A 14,309-nucleotide genomic window follows, 5' to 3' on the forward strand; every position below is an offset into this window, starting at 1 on the left:
CGCATCGACCCGACATCATGACCGATCGACACCTTTCCCCCGTTTCCTCCGACGCCGCACGCTGGCAATTCTGGATCGACCGCGGCGGCACGTTCACCGATATCGTCGCGCGCCGGCCGGACGGCACGCTCGTCACGCACAAGCTGCTGTCGGAGAACCCCGAGCAATACCGCGACGCGGCCGTGGCCGGCATCCGCCACCTGCTCGGCCTCGCGGCCGGCGAGCCGATCACGCCCGAGCGCGTCGACATGGTGAAGATGGGCACGACGGTCGCGACCAACGCGCTGCTCGAACGCAAGGGCGAGCGTACCGCGCTGGCGACGACGCGCGGCTTTCGCGACGTGCTGCGCATCGCGTACCAGAACCGGCCGCGCCTGTTCGATCTCGACATCGTGCTGCCCGACGCGCTGTACGAGACGGTCGTCGAGATCGACGAGCGCGTCGGCGCGCATGGCGACGTGGTCGTGCCGCTCGATGTTCAGGGTGCCGAAGCGTCGTTGCGCCGCGTGTTCGACAGCGGCGTGCGCGCGCTCGCGATCGTGCTGATCCACGGCTACCGCCATACCGCGCACGAACGCGCGCTGGCCGAACTCGCGCGCCGCATCGGCTTCACGCAGGTGTCGGTGTCGCACGAGGTGTCGCCGCTGATGAAGATGGTGTCGCGCGGCGACACGACCGTCGTCGACGCGTACCTGTCGCCGATCCTGCGCCGCTACGTCGAGCAGGTCGCGCACGAGATGCCGGGCGTGAACCTGCAGTTCATGCAGAGCAGCGGCGGGCTGACACGCGCCGATGCGTTCCAGGGCAAGGACGCGATCCTGTCGGGCCCGGCCGGCGGCATCGTCGGGATGGTGCGCGCGGCCCGCGCGGCCGGCTTCGACCAGGTGATCGGCTTCGACATGGGCGGCACGTCGACCGACGTGTCGCACTACAACGGCGAATTCGAGCGCGTGTTCGAGACGCAGGTGGCCGGCGTGCGGATGCGCGCGCCGATGATGAGCATCCATACCGTCGCGGCGGGCGGCGGCTCCGTGCTCGGCTTCGACGGCGCGCGGCTGCGCGTCGGGCCCGAATCGGCCGGCGCGAACCCGGGGCCGGCCGCGTACCGGCGCGGCGGCCCGCTGACGGTGACCGACTGCAACGTGATGCTCGGCAAGATCCAGCCCGATCATTTCCCGCGCGTGTTCGGCCCGCAGGCGGACCAGCCGCTCGACCGCGACGGCGTGGTCGCGAAGTTCGCGGCGCTCGCCGACGAGATCCATGCGGCGACCGGGCGGCGCGAGACGCCCGAGGCCCTCGCCGAAGGGTTCCTGGAGATCGCGATCGGCAGCATGGCGAACGCGATCAAGAAGATTTCCGTGCAGCGCGGCCATGACGTATCGCGCTACGTGCTGACGACGTTCGGCGGTGCGGGCGGCCAGCATGCGTGCGGCGTGGCCGATGCGCTCGGGATGACGCAGGTGTTCGCGCATCCGCTCGCGGGCGTGCTGTCCGCGTACGGGATGGGGCTTGCCGACCAGACGGCCATGCGCGAGCGCGCGGTCGAGGCCGTGCTGACCGACGAATCGCTGCCGGCGCTGAATGCCGCGCTCGACCGGCTGGCCGACGAGGCCATCGGCGCGCTGCTCGAACAGGGCGTGCCGCCCGAGCGGATCGCGACCGAACGGCGCGTGCACCTGCGCTATCAGGGCACCGACTCGGCGCTCGACGTGCCGGCCGGCAGCGTCGCCGCGATGCAGCAGGCGTTCGAGGCCGCGTATCGGCAGCGCTACGCGTTCCTGATGCCCGGCACGCCGCTCGTGGCCGAGCTCGCGTCGGTCGAGGCGATCGGCCGCTCGGACGCGCCGGTCGATATCGCGCCGCTCGCACCGCGCGAGGCGGGCGCGGCGCCGCAAGCGCACGCGGCCGTGCGCTTTTATTCCGGCGGCCAGTGGCACGACGCGGCGCTGTACGTGCGCGACACGCTCCTCGCCGGCGACGCGATCGACGGCCCGGCGATCGTCGCGGAGCAGAACGGCACGACTGTGGTCGAGCCCGGCTGGCGCGCCGGGATGACCGCGCAGGGCAACCTCGTGCTGACGCGCACGACGCCGCTGCCGACGCGCCGCTCGCTCGGCACCGACGCCGACCCGGTGCGGCTCGAGATCTTCAACAACCTGTTCATGTCGATCGCCGAGCAGATGGGGCTGCGGCTGCAGAACACCGCGTACTCGGTAAACATCAAGGAGCGGCTCGACTTCTCGTGCGCGATCTTCGACGGCGACGGCAACCTGATCGCGAACGCGCCGCACATGCCCGTGCACCTCGGCTCGATGGGGGAGAGCATCCGCACCGTGATCGAGCGCAACCGCGGCCGCATGCGCGACGGCGACGTGTTCATGCTGAACGACCCGTACCACGGCGGCACGCACCTGCCGGACGTGACGGTCATCACGCCGGTGTTCGCGGACGGCTCGGGCGCGCCGCTGTTCTACGTCGGCTCGCGCGGCCACCACGCGGACATCGGCGGCACGACGCCGGGCTCGATGCCGCCCGATTCGACCCATATCGACGAGGAAGGCGTGCTGATCGACAACTGGCAGCTCGTGTCGGCCGGCGTGCTGCGCGATGCCGAGACACGCGCGCTGCTGGCGTCGGGCCGCTACCCGGCGCGCAACGTCGAGCAGAACATGGCCGACCTGCGCGCGCAGGTCGCCGCGAACCAGAAGGGCGTCGACGAGCTGCGCCGGATGGTCGCGCAGTTCGGCCGCGACGTCGTGCTCGCGTTCATGGGGCACGTGCAGGACAACGCGGAAGAAGCCGTGCGGCGCGTGATCGGCGCGCTGCAGGACGGCGCGTACCGCTACCCGCTCGACAACGGCGCCCAGATTCGCGTCGCGATTCGCGTCGATCGCACGGCGCGGCGCGCGGAGATCGATTTCACCGGCACGTCCGCGCAGCTCGACAACAACTTCAACGCGCCGAAGGCCGTCTGCATGGCCGCCGTGCTGTACGTGTTCCGCACGCTGGTGGGCGACGACATCCCGCTGAACGCCGGCTGCCTGAAGCCGCTGACCGTGATCGTGCCCGCCCGCTCGATGCTGAACCCCGAGTATCCGGCGGCCGTCGTGTCGGGCAACGTCGAGACGTCGTCGGCGATCACCAACGCGCTGTACGGCGCGCTCGGCTGCGTCGCGTCGAGCCAGGGGACGATGAATAACTTCACATTCGGTAACGATCGCTACCAGTACTACGAGACGATCGCGGGCGGCAGCGGCGCGGGTGACGGCTTCGCGGGCGTCGGCGCGGTGCAGACGCACATGACGAACTCGCGGCTCACCGATCCGGAGGTGCTCGAATGGCGCTACCCGGTGCGGCTCGATTCGCACCGGATCCGCGCCGGCTCGGGCGGCGGCGGGCGCTGGCGCGGCGGCGACGGCGCGGTGCGGCGGATTCGCTTCCTCGAGCCGATGACGGCGTCGATCCTGTCGAACAACCGGATCCACGCGCCGTTCGGCGCGGCGGGCGGCGAAGCCGGCGCGCTGGGCCGCAACACGATCGAGCGGGCGGACGGCACCATCGAGACGCTCGATCACATCGGCCGCGCGCAGATGGCGCCGGGCGACGTGTTCGTCGTCGAAACGCCGGGCGGCGGCGGCTACGGCGCGGCAGGCTGAGCTGTGCACCCGGCGCGAACATCCCGCGCCGGGTTTCCGGCGGCGGGTGGACGATATTGCAACGAACTGTGGAATAAAGCCGCGCATTCGCGCACAAATTGAATCAAAAACAGCAAAAAACGGGATCGCGGCATCCGGGTCGACCCAGCCGCCACGGCGTCGCCAAAAGATCTGGCCCGATATTCGCGGATCGGCCGCGACCGCCCGCCTGTCGGGCCGCGCGGCGTGGCACGCGGCGCCCGGCACGCGCCGCGTCGCCCGCCCATTCGCACGCTACCAATCATGAAAAATCCGGCTTGCCAATCGAGTCCCAATTCCTTGACACTCTGCTCTAAATGTGAGTGCCAATCCTCATCGTCATTTGATAAGATGGCTCTCATCATTCATTCGTAAGGCAGAACCTGCGCATCACGCGCGAACGCCGGTCGCATCAGCTGCAAACAAGTACGGGACGAGACTCGCCGTCACGGCAATCACGTCCGCCCTGCCGGCCCGCGCACCGCGCGTCCCGGGAAGGCGGCCGGCCCGCTCGCCTCCGTCTACACTGTGCGTTTTTTCTGGATCGGGGCGTGTCCATGGATGACGAAAACGATAGCGCGGTGCTCGAGGCGCATGTCGGTACGCGCAGCCCCTGCTGGCGTCTCGGCAGCGACAGCAACGCGCTCGAACTCGCCGCGGTGCGCGGCCTGACCAACGTCGCGGTCGCGCTGACGGCCGAGCAGGCCGCGCGCATCCGCGCGCTGACCGGCGTCACGTCGCACCTCGTGCTCGACATCGTGCTGTTCGGCAGTCCGGTCAGCCTCCATCTCGTCGGCAGGAAGGTCAACACGGTCGACTGGGCCGGCACGGCGTCCGCCTATTCCGATACCGAATCCGTCGCCGGCGATCTGTCGCACGGGCTCGCGTTCGCCGAGCAGGTGGTGTCGGAGGTCAATTCGCTCGTCGTGATCCTCGACCGCAACGGGATGGTGCAGCGCTTCAACCGCCTGTGCGAGGAAGTGACGGGCAAGCGCGAGGTCGACGTGATCGGCCGCAGCGCATTCGAGCTGTTCATGAGCCCGGAGCAGGGCGCGCAGTCGCGCAGCAACATCACGGGCTTCTTCGCGAGCAACCAGTCGTTCGCGGTCGAGCGCTACATCAACACGGTCAACGGGCCGCGCCTGTTCCAGTTCCGCAACAAGTTCGTGCAGAGCGGCAGCGGCGTCGACGAGCAGTTCCTGATCTGCTCGGGCATCGACATCACCGAGGAGCGCAACGCGCAGCAGCGGCTCACCGAGCTCGCGAACACCGACGTGCTCACCGGGCTGCCGAACCGCCATGCGATCAGCGAGCGCATCCACGCGGCGATCGCGGAGGAAGACGCCAATACGCGCGGCCAGGTCGGCATCCTGTTCCTCGATCTCGACAACTTCAAGCGCGTCAACGATCACTACGGGCACATCACCGGCGACCGGCTGCTGCAGGACGTGTCCGCGGTCATCGGCGGCTGCCTGCCGTCCGGCGCGACGCTCGCGCGGCTCGGCGGCGACGAGTTCCTGGTGCTGTTCGAGCACGGCACGCGGCCGCTGCTCGAGGCGACCGCGCAGATCATCCTCGAGCGGCTGCGCACGCCGATCCACCTCGGGCTGGTGGAGGTCTACACGAGCTGCTCGATCGGCATCGCGATGTATCCGCAGCACGGCGATTCGCTCGAGACGCTGATCCGCAGCGCCGATACCGCGATGTACGTCGCGAAGGAAGAAGGCAAGCATACGTACCGCGTGTTCTCGCTGGAGATGAACCAGAAGGTCGCGAAGTACATGTGGCTCGACACGAACCTGCGCAAGGCGCTCGAGGAAGAGCAGTTCGTGCTGCACTACCAGCCGGTCGTCGACATCGCGACGGGCGACGTGCACGGCGTCGAGGCGCTGATCCGCTGGCAGTCGCCCGATCGCGGGCTCGTCGCGCCGGTCGAGTTCATCCGTTTCGCGGAAGAGTCGGGGCTGATCGCGCCGCTCGGACGCTGGGTGATGCGTACCGCGGCCGCGCAGGCCGCCGCGTGGAAGGCGAAGGGGCTCGGCATCCGGATCGCGGTGAACGTGTCCGCGCGGCAGTTGCAGGACATGAACATCGTGCACCAGTTCGCGTCGATTCTCGACGGCGCGGGGCTCAAGCCGAGCCTCGTCGACATCGAGCTCACCGAGAGCAGCTTCATCGAGGACGAAGAAGCGGCGATCGGGCTGATGCGGCAGTTCCGCCAGCTCGGCGCGGAAATCCACCTCGACGATTTCGGCACCGGCTATTCGTCGCTGTCGCAGTTGTCGCGCCTGCCGCTCGACGCGATCAAGCTCGACCGCACCTTCATCACGGCCATCGACCGCAATCCGCGCTCGCAGGCGCTGGTGCGCTCCGTCGTGTCGCTCGCGAAGGCGCTGAATTTCGCGGTGATCGCCGAAGGCGTCGAAACGCATGCGGAGGCCGAATTCCTCAAGCAGCTCGACGTCGATCACGCGCAGGGCTACTACTACGCGCGGCCGATGCCGGCGCAGGCGTTCGAGGCGTGGCTCGCGGAGACGAGAAAGCTCAGGCTGATCGCCTGAGCTTCGTTCCGGAAAAAGGCGCCGCCGACGGCCGGCGGCGCCGTCGCATTACACCGTGCGCAGCTTCGACACGCGCCGGTTCTGCAGCATCACCAGGCGTTCCATGTACGCGAGATCCTTCGGCTCGATCGTGAACGCTGCATGCACCCACGCTTCCGTGATGTCCATCAGCTCCGAGCGCGACAACTGGAATACGCGTTCGCGCGCGCGCAGCATCGCGCGGATGCCGTTCAGCTTGGGCTTGGTCACGTCGATGAAGGTGCGCGTCGCCAGATACGCGTCACCGGCGTCGAACGTCTCGTCGATCAGCCCCTGGTCTTCGTACCACTCGGCCGCATGCGCCTCGCCGGTCGCGATCAGCGATTCCGCGAGGCCGCGGTTCGCCTTGCGCGCGACGAGCGAATAGCCGCCCATGCCCGGGAACAGGTTGAACGCGATCTCCGGGAACCCGAGTTTCACGCCCTTCTGCGCGAGCACGTAGTGATGCGCGAGCGCGGCCTCGAAGCCGCCGCCGAGCGCGCTGCCCTCGACCATCGCGATCGAGATCGCGCCGGTGCCGAAGCCGGTGTAGATCTCGTACACGCCGTCGATGCACGAGCGCGCGTAGGCCATCAGCTGATCGCGCCGGCCGCTGCGGATCGCGTCGACGAAGAAGCTCAGGTCGCCGCCGACGTTGAACAGCTCGGGGACGAGCGAGCCCGTCACCCAGAAGTCGAACGTAAGGCCCGAGTCGCGTGCGACGCGCGCGAGATGGATGATGTCGGTGACGAGTTGCTGGTTGAAACACGGCCGCGGCTCCGATCGCAGCATCATCCACATGACGTTCCGGCCTTCTTCGTAGAAGGCCGTCAGTTGCGACAGTTCGCCGGCTTCGTAAAACGGGCGGCACGCCGGATGGGATTGGAGTTGCATGGTATGTCCTCGTGAGATGTGGTTTTTGAAGACCATCGCGCCCGGCGCCCTGCGGGAATCGGGTTGCCCGCCGGGCGCCAGGCGCGAGGCATCGCCATTGTTGCGCGCGCACAAATGTCGAAATGCGGGGAACAACGCACGAGCGGGACGCCGGTGCGGATCGCGTCCGGGCGACGGGGCGGGTGGCGGTGGATTGGGGATGAGGGGCCGAGATCGGCGGGTGGAAGGCGGCGCGAGCCGAGCGGCGCGCCGGCGACGAGGCGGCCGGCGTCGCCGGTCGCTTGCGCGCCGAATATGACGTCGGGACGTCGATCGACGGTTGCGGGTCGGGCCGATCGGCGTGGCGGCCCGCCGATTTGCCGTGAGCGATCGCGCAGCGCGCATGACCGTGCGGCGCCGATCGGCGTCGGGTGCCGCCGTTCGAGATGCGGCGCCGTCGGCAAGAGGCCGAACGGGATCACGCGCAGCCATGCGAACGCAATCGCGAGGTCGCCGATTTTGAAATCGGTGTTGCTCCGCATGATGTCTGCTTCCCGATGGCGCGGCTTGACGCTCGCCGGCACGTCGCCCACACTGGGTCGCACGACGGCCACGCGTGAGGGTGGCGCGGGCGGCTGTCATGCGCGCGTCATGCGGGTCGGGCCGCCGTGCCGGCGCTCGGTGCTGACGCCCGGCAACGAACGCGCGGGGAGCTTCGACGTGGTGCGTTTTCCTTCCCGATGGACCGGCTGCCTGCTCGCGTGCGCCATGGCGTTCGGCGCTGGGGCGGCCGCGGCCGACACGCGCGACTCACACGACACGCGCGATGCTCGCGACGCGGGCGATACGGCGCCCGTCACGCTCGTCAGCGACGTCCACGAATTCGTGATCCAGCGCGACGGCTCGCTCGACGAGCACGACGATTCGACGCTGCGCGCGAATGACGCGAACGGCATCGACGCGGTCGCGCAGCGCTACGTGTGGTTCGACAAGAATCTCGAGAAGGTGGAGTTGCTCGCGGCCGAGACGATCGACCGCGACGGCGTCGCGCACCCGGTCGGCGCGGACGGCATCCGCGACGTGCAGGAGCCGCGCTCGGCCGGCGCGCCGACGTTCCAGGACGGGCTGCTGCGCACCGTCGTGTTCCCCGGCGTCGAAGCCGGGTCGAGCACGCGCGTCGCGTTCCGCAAGACCCGCACGAAGCCCGTCAATCGCGGCTATTTCGGCTACACCGTCGAGCCGTCGCGCGAGCCGGTCGACAACCAGCGGCTGATCTTCGACGTGCCGGCCGACATGCCGCTGTACGCGGATGCGCGCGGCTACGTCGCGCTGCCGCCCGTCACGGCGAACGGCCGCACGCGCTACGCATTCGACTACCGGCACGGCGCGTACGATCGCATCGAGAGCGGCGCGGTCGGCTACCCGACCTACGGCGACCGGCTCGTCGTGTCGACGCTGCCCGACTACGCGGCGTTCGCCGCGCGCTACCGCAACGCGGCCGTCGATCCGGGCGCGAACGATCCGGCCGTCGTGCAACTGGCGCGTGCGCTCACGGCGGATGCCGTCGCTCCGCGCGACAAGGCGCGCATCCTGTACGACTGGGTGCAGGCGAACGTGCGCTACGTCGGGCTGTTTCTCGGCGAAACGGCCGCCGCGCCGCATCGCGTCGCCGACATCCTGCGCAACCGCTACGGCGACTGCAAGGATCACGTCGCGCTGTTCGGCGCGTTGCTCGCGGCGGTCGGCATTCGCAGCGAACCGGTGCTGATCAATCTCGGCGCCGTGTACACGCTGCCGTCGGTGCCCGGCTACGGCGCCGGCGCGATCAATCATGCGATCACGTGGCTGCCCGATCTCGGCCTCTACGCGGATACGACGACGGCCGGCATCGCGTTCGGCTACCTGCCGCCGATCGTGATGGACCGCCCGGCGCTGCTGGTCGATACGGGCGTGCTGTCGCGCACGCCGGCCACGCAGCCGCGCGGCCGCATCGCACGGATCGCGATCGATGCCGCGCAGCCCGGCCCCGCGCGCGTTCAGGCCTATGTCGAGGACGACGGCTGGACGGCCGAGCTCGAGCGCAACCTGTTTCGCCGCGCGTCGCGCGAGCGCATCGCGCAACTCGCGAACGAGCGCCTGCGGCAAAGCGGCCTGCGCGGCCGCGCGCAACTGTCGACCAGCGACCGGCGCGGGTCGACAGGCCCGTTCGACGTGACGATTACCGGCACGCTCGATCATTTCGTGTGGCCCGACGGCACGACCGCGTTGCCCGCGCTGTCGAGCGTCACGGGCGGCATCGCGACACAGGTCGAGACGTGGCTGGCCGAGCCCGTGCGCACGCAGCCGTGGGGTTGCCTCGGCGGCACGTTCGACGAGAGCGGCCAGATCGCGCTGCCGGCGGGCGTCGCCGTGACCGACCTGCCGGCCGATACGGCCGTGCACGACCGCTTCGTCGACTTCACGTCGCATTACGTGTTCGATGCGGCCGCGCGGGTCGTGCAGGTCACGCGGCGGATGAACGCCGATTTCGGCCGGCAGGTCTGTACGCCGGCCGAATTCACGGCGCTGCGCGCGTCGCTCGAGCGCATCGAGCGCGACACGCAGGCGCAGATCGTCGTGCGGGCGAAGCAGCGTTGAGCGGCGCGGGCACGGCATTCGCTCCGAACGGGCGAATCACCGGAATCGCCGACGCGAAGGAGGACATCATGACGGAACGGGATCACGAGATCGCCGAACTCTCGAAGGAATTGTTGGGCAGGATCGTGCAGGGCACGGTCGCGACCGGCGCGGCAGTCGACGCGGAGCAGTGCGCGGCGCTCGCGGTGCGGTGCGCGACGGCGCTGGTCGACCGGCTCGACGCGTTGAAGTGACGCCCGCGGGCCACCGCCGCCGCGGCCACCACCGGCGCCGCGCGTCGGCGCGTTACGCTTCGGCGTGCACGTTGCCGTCCGCGCGCACGGCGCCCGGCGGCTTGCCGACCACGCGCTTGAACGCGCGGCTGAACGCGGCGAGCGAACCGTAGCCGAGCCGGTACGCGACCGCTTCGATCGTCTCGCGGTCGCGTGCGATCCATTGCGCGGCGAGCCGCATCCGCAGCTCGGTCAGGTAGCGCACGGGCGTCATCCCGGTGGCCGCGAGAAAACGCTCGGCGAACACCGAGCGCGACACGCCCGCTTCGGTCGCGAGCTCCGCGACGCTCCAGTTGCGGCCCGGGTCGCGATGCAGCGCGACGATCGCGCGGCCGAGCTTCGGCTCGCGCAGCGCCTGCACCCAGCCGGTCGCATCGCCGCATCCGCACTCGACCCAGCCGCGCACGATGAACGCCGCGACCACGTCCGCGAGCCGCGCGAGGATGCCCGCGAAGCCCGCGCGCGCCGTGCACGCCTCGCGCTCCATCGCGTCGAGCATCGGCCGGATTTCCGGGTAGCGCGCGAGCAGCGTGCCCACGTGCATGAATGCGGGCATCGTGCCGACGAGCGGCTGCATGCCGCCGAGGTCGAGTTCCATGCACGCGCTGAAGATCAGCGCATCGCCGGCGCCGGGTTCCGTCGTCGCGCAGGTCGGGGGCGACATGCCGGCCGACGCGACCGACGCCACCGTATCGCAGATCTTCCTGGCCTCGAAGCCGTTGATCTCGCGGCACGGCACATCCGGATCGGACACCAGCGCATGCATGCCGCCGTGCGGCAACAGGATCGCGTCGCCGGCCTCGAGCCGCATCGTCTCGCCCGACGCGTCGCGCAGCAGCACGGGCCCGCGCACGACGAAATGGAACTGCGCGCGGCCCGGCGCATGGCCGAAATTCAGCCCGAACGGCCGCGCGACCTGGATGCGGCGGTACTGGACGCCGCTCAGGCGCATCCCCAGCAGCAGCTCGCTGACGAGGTCGTGCGCATCGGGAATCGGCGGCAGAAGGGGTTCGGACATCGTGAGATACGGACGATCGATCAACAGGAACGGATTGTATGTCATAGACCGTCCTGCCGCTGTTCCTTACGATACGCCCTCATCAGTACTTTCCCTAACCGACACGGAATCCCGCATGAATCCCGGAATCTCCCCGGCCGCCTCGACGGCGGCCCCCCGCGAACCGGCCTGGGGCGCGGTATTCGCGATGGCGCTCGGCGTGTTCGGGCTCGTCACGGCCGAATTCCTGCCGGCGAGCCTGCTCACGCCGATGGCCGAGAGCCTCGGCGTGACCGAAGGCGTGGCCGGGCAGGCCGTCACGGCTACCGCCACGGTCGCGCTCGTCACGAGCCTGCTGATCTCGGCGCTCACGCGCACGATCGACCGGCGGCGCGTGCTGCTCGTGTTTTCGGTGCTGCTCGTGGCGTCGAACCTCGCCGTCGCGTTCGCGCCGAACCTGGGCGTGCTGCTGTTCGGCCGCGTCGTGCTCGGCATCGCGCTCGGCGGCTTCTGGACGATGGCCACCGCCACCGCGATGCGGCTCGTGCCGACGGCGATGGTGCCCCGCGCGCTGTCGATCATCTTCAGCGGCGTGGCGGTCGCGACCATCGCGTCCGCGCCGATGGGCAGCTACTTCGGTCACCTGATCGGCTGGCGCAACGTGTTCCTGATCGCGGCCGTGCTCGGCGGCATCGCGTTCGTGTCGCAGCTTCTCACGCTGCCGTCGATGCCGCCGAGCGGCACGACGCGGCTGCGCACGCTGATCGACGTGCTGCGCCGGCCGACCGTCGGCCTCGGGATGTTCGCGACGATCCTCGTGTTCACCGGCCATTTCGCGTTCTTCACGTATCTGCGGCCGTTCCTCGAACAGGTGGCGGGCGTCGGCGTGAACGGGCTGTCGGCGATCCTGCTCGGCTACGGCATCGCGAACTTCGTCGGCACGTCGCTCGCGGGCCGCGTGCTCGAACACCGGCTGCGGCCGATGCTGATCGGCATGCCCGCGTTGATGGTCGTGCTCGGCATCGCGCTCGTCGCGCTCGGCCGTGCGCCGATGATCGACGCGGTGCTGGTCGCGTTGTGGGGGATGGCGTTCGGCGGCGTGCCGGTCGCGTGGTCGACGTGGGTCACGCGCACCGTGCCCGACGAGGCCGAGAGCGCGGGCGGGCTGATCGTCGCGGCGATCCAGCTCGCGATCGCGACGGGCGCCGCGGCCGGCGGCGTCGTGTTCGACGCGAACGGCGCGGCGGGCGTGTTCGTCGGCGCGGCGATCGTGCTGGCGGTGGCGGTCGCGACGATCGTCACCGGCGTGCCGAAGCGCGTCGGCGTGGCCGCGTCCTGACCGGCGTGGCGGCCCGCGTTGCACGGGCTGCCAGGCGGATTATCCGCGCGTCACGCGGCGTCGGCGCCCGCGATGCGGTCGAGTTCCGCGAGCGCGTCGGCCGGCAGATCGAGGTCGGCTGCCGCGAGATTCTCGCGCAGATGCGCGACCGACGACGTGCCCGGAATCAGCAGGACATTCGGCGCGCGGCGCAGCAGCCATGCAAGCGCGACCTGCATCGGCGTCGCGCCGATGCGCGCGGCCACGCCGGACAGCGTCGACGACTGCAGCGGCGAGAAGCCGCCGAGCGGAAAGTACGGCACGTAGGCAATGCCGTCGCGGGCGAGCGCGTCGATCAGCGCATCGTCGCCCCGGTGCGCGATGTTGTAGTGGTTCTGCACGCACACGATGTCGCAGATCCGGCGGCCTTGGGCGACCTGCGCGGGCGTGACGTTGCTCAGGCCGATGTGCCGCACGAGCCCGCGCCGCTGCAGCTCGGCGAGCGTGGCCAGCGGCGCCTCGATCGATCCTTCGGCCGGCCCGTGTGTGTCGAACATGATGCGCAGGTTCACGACGTCGAGCACGTCGAGCCCGAGGTTGCGCAGGTTGTCGTGCACGGCCCGTTCGAGTTCGTCGGGCGCGAAGGCGGGCAGCCACGACGCGTCGTCGCCGCGGCGCGCGCCGATCTTGGTGACGATCACGAGATCGTCGCGATACGGATGCAACGCGTCGCGAATCAGCCGGTTCGTCACGTGCGGGCCGTAGAAGTCGCTGGTGTCGAGATGGTCGACGCCGGATTCGACGGCTTCGCGCAACACGTTCAATGCGGCTTCGCGATCTTTCGGCGGGCCGAATACACCGGGGCCCGCAAGCTGCATCGCGCCGTAGCCGATTCGTCTGACGGCGCGATCGCCGAGCCTGAAGGTGGCGGTATGGCGAATATCGGGCATGACCTTACTCCTGTCGAAGAGATGAATGCGTTCAGCATAAGGACGAGTCGGCTGCGCGATAAGCGGGCATAATTCGCACGGGTTGTACGAAAAGGCGAACAATGCAAACCGATCTGGGTGATCTGAACGCATTCATGGCCGTCGCACGCGCGAGCGGATTCCGCGACGCCGCACGCATGACGGGCCTCAGCGCGTCGGGGCTGAGCGAAGCCGTGCGCCGGCTGGAAGCGCGGCTCGGCGTGCGGCTGCTGCACCGCACGACGCGCAGCGTCGTGCCCACCGAAGCCGGCGAGCGCCTGCTCGCGCGTCTCGAGCCCGCACTGACCGAAGTGGCGGCCGCGCTCGACGGTATCGATGAATTCCGCGGCCGACCGGCCGGCACGCTGAAACTCAACGTGCCGGTCAGCGCGTCGCGGCTCGTGTTGCCGGCGATCGTGCCGCGCTTTCTCGATGCGTATCCGGACATCCGGCTGGAAGTGACTGCCGACGAAAATTTCGTCGACGTGCTCGCGGCCGGATGCGACGCGGGCATCCGCTACGACGAACGGCTCGAACAGGACATGATCGCGGTGCCGATCGGCCCGCGCATCCAGCGGTTCGCGACCGCGGCGGCGCCCGGCTATCTCGACCGGCACGGCCGGCCGCGGCATCCGCGCGACCTGCTCGCCCATCGGTGCCTGCGCGGGCGCTTCGCGAGCGGCGCGATGCCGCCGTGGGAGTTCGAGCGCGACGGCGAGGTCGTGCGGGTCGAGCCGGCCGCCGGGCCGCTGCTGGTCCAGATCGGCGGGGCGACGGAGCTGCTGGTCGACGCGGCGATCGCCGGGACGGGCATCGTGCATCTGTTCGAAGACTGGCTGCGTCCGCATCTCGACAGCGGCGCGCTCGAACCCGTGCTCGAACCGTGGTGGCGGCCGTTTTCGGGGCCCTTTCTGTATTATCCGGGGCGGCGTCTCGTGCCGCCGGTGCTACGCGCGTTCATCGATTTCATCAAGGCATCCTGAGCGTTCGA

At 69.7% G+C, this 14,309-nt stretch carries 10 protein-coding genes; 6 read left to right on the forward strand and 4 right to left on the reverse strand.

Annotated elements, in window-relative coordinates; genetic code table 11:
- Positions 1-17 precede the first annotated feature (17 nt).
- Together CFB52_RS17880 and pdeR are read left to right on the forward strand one after the other, a co-directional pair.
- The gene (locus tag CFB52_RS17880) at positions 18-3,656 is read left to right on the forward strand and encodes a hydantoinase B/oxoprolinase family protein (protein WP_099317858.1); all 3,639 of its coding nucleotides are present in this window, start codon (positions 18-20) and stop codon (positions 3,654-3,656) included.
- Positions 3,657-4,231: 575 nt separating this feature from the next.
- The gene (gene pdeR, locus CFB52_RS17885) at positions 4,232-6,235 is read left to right on the forward strand and encodes a cyclic di-GMP phosphodiesterase (protein ID WP_060967942.1); all 2,004 of its coding nucleotides are present in this window, start codon (positions 4,232-4,234) and stop codon (positions 6,233-6,235) included.
- 48 nt (positions 6,236-6,283) lie between these two features.
- Here pdeR and CFB52_RS17890 read toward each other — a convergent pair whose 3' ends face one another.
- Both CFB52_RS17890 and CFB52_RS17895 read right to left on the reverse strand, forming a co-directional pair.
- Positions 6,284-7,147, reverse strand: a complete 864-nt coding sequence (locus tag CFB52_RS17890) for a crotonase/enoyl-CoA hydratase family protein (RefSeq protein ID WP_059579986.1) — start codon at positions 7,145-7,147, stop codon at positions 6,284-6,286.
- On the reverse strand, positions 7,084-7,668 hold the full coding sequence (locus CFB52_RS17895) for a hypothetical protein (protein ID WP_144029747.1): 585 nt from the start codon (positions 7,666-7,668) through the stop codon (positions 7,084-7,086). Before CFB52_RS17895 ends, CFB52_RS17890 begins: the two co-directional genes overlap by 64 nt.
- 178 nt (positions 7,669-7,846) lie before the next feature.
- Between CFB52_RS17895 and CFB52_RS17900 the strand changes: the two genes are divergently transcribed.
- Positions 7,847-9,763: a DUF3857 and transglutaminase domain-containing protein gene (locus CFB52_RS17900; protein WP_099317859.1), complete on the forward strand. Its 1,917-nt coding sequence runs from the start codon at positions 7,847-7,849 to the stop codon at positions 9,761-9,763.
- Positions 9,764-9,831: 68 nt separating this feature from the next.
- Complete coding sequence (locus CFB52_RS34660; protein ID WP_180278226.1) at positions 9,832-9,996, forward strand: hypothetical protein; 165 nt, start codon at positions 9,832-9,834, stop codon at positions 9,994-9,996.
- A 52-nt stretch (positions 9,997-10,048) separates the two neighbouring features.
- Here the strand turns inward: CFB52_RS34660 and CFB52_RS17910 are convergent, their stop codons facing one another.
- A complete protein-coding gene (locus tag CFB52_RS17910; protein ID WP_060315850.1) occupies positions 10,049-11,098 on the reverse strand; it encodes an AraC family transcriptional regulator in 1,050 nt (349 codons plus the stop codon).
- A gap of 70 nt (positions 11,099-11,168) precedes the next feature.
- Here CFB52_RS17910 and CFB52_RS17915 point away from each other — a divergent pair, with 70 nt between their 5' ends.
- On the forward strand, positions 11,169-12,371 hold the full coding sequence (locus CFB52_RS17915) for an MFS transporter (protein WP_060010326.1): 1,203 nt from the start codon (positions 11,169-11,171) through the stop codon (positions 12,369-12,371).
- Between the two features lie 50 nt (positions 12,372-12,421).
- On the opposite strand, the gene CFB52_RS17920 is transcribed toward CFB52_RS17915, so the two are convergent.
- A complete protein-coding gene (locus CFB52_RS17920; protein ID WP_099317093.1) occupies positions 12,422-13,300 on the reverse strand; it encodes an aldo/keto reductase family oxidoreductase in 879 nt (292 codons plus the stop codon).
- 101 nt (positions 13,301-13,401) lie between these two features.
- Here CFB52_RS17920 and CFB52_RS17925 point away from each other — a divergent pair, with 101 nt between their 5' ends.
- Entirely contained in the window at positions 13,402-14,301 is a 900-nt protein-coding gene (locus CFB52_RS17925; protein ID WP_099317094.1) for a LysR family transcriptional regulator, read from the forward strand.
- Positions 14,302-14,309 lie beyond the last annotated feature (8 nt).

Origin of the sequence: Burkholderia sp. AU18528 (assembly GCF_002223215.2) — a bacterium.
Taxonomy (GTDB): Bacteria; Pseudomonadota; Gammaproteobacteria; order Burkholderiales; family Burkholderiaceae; genus Burkholderia; species Burkholderia semiarida.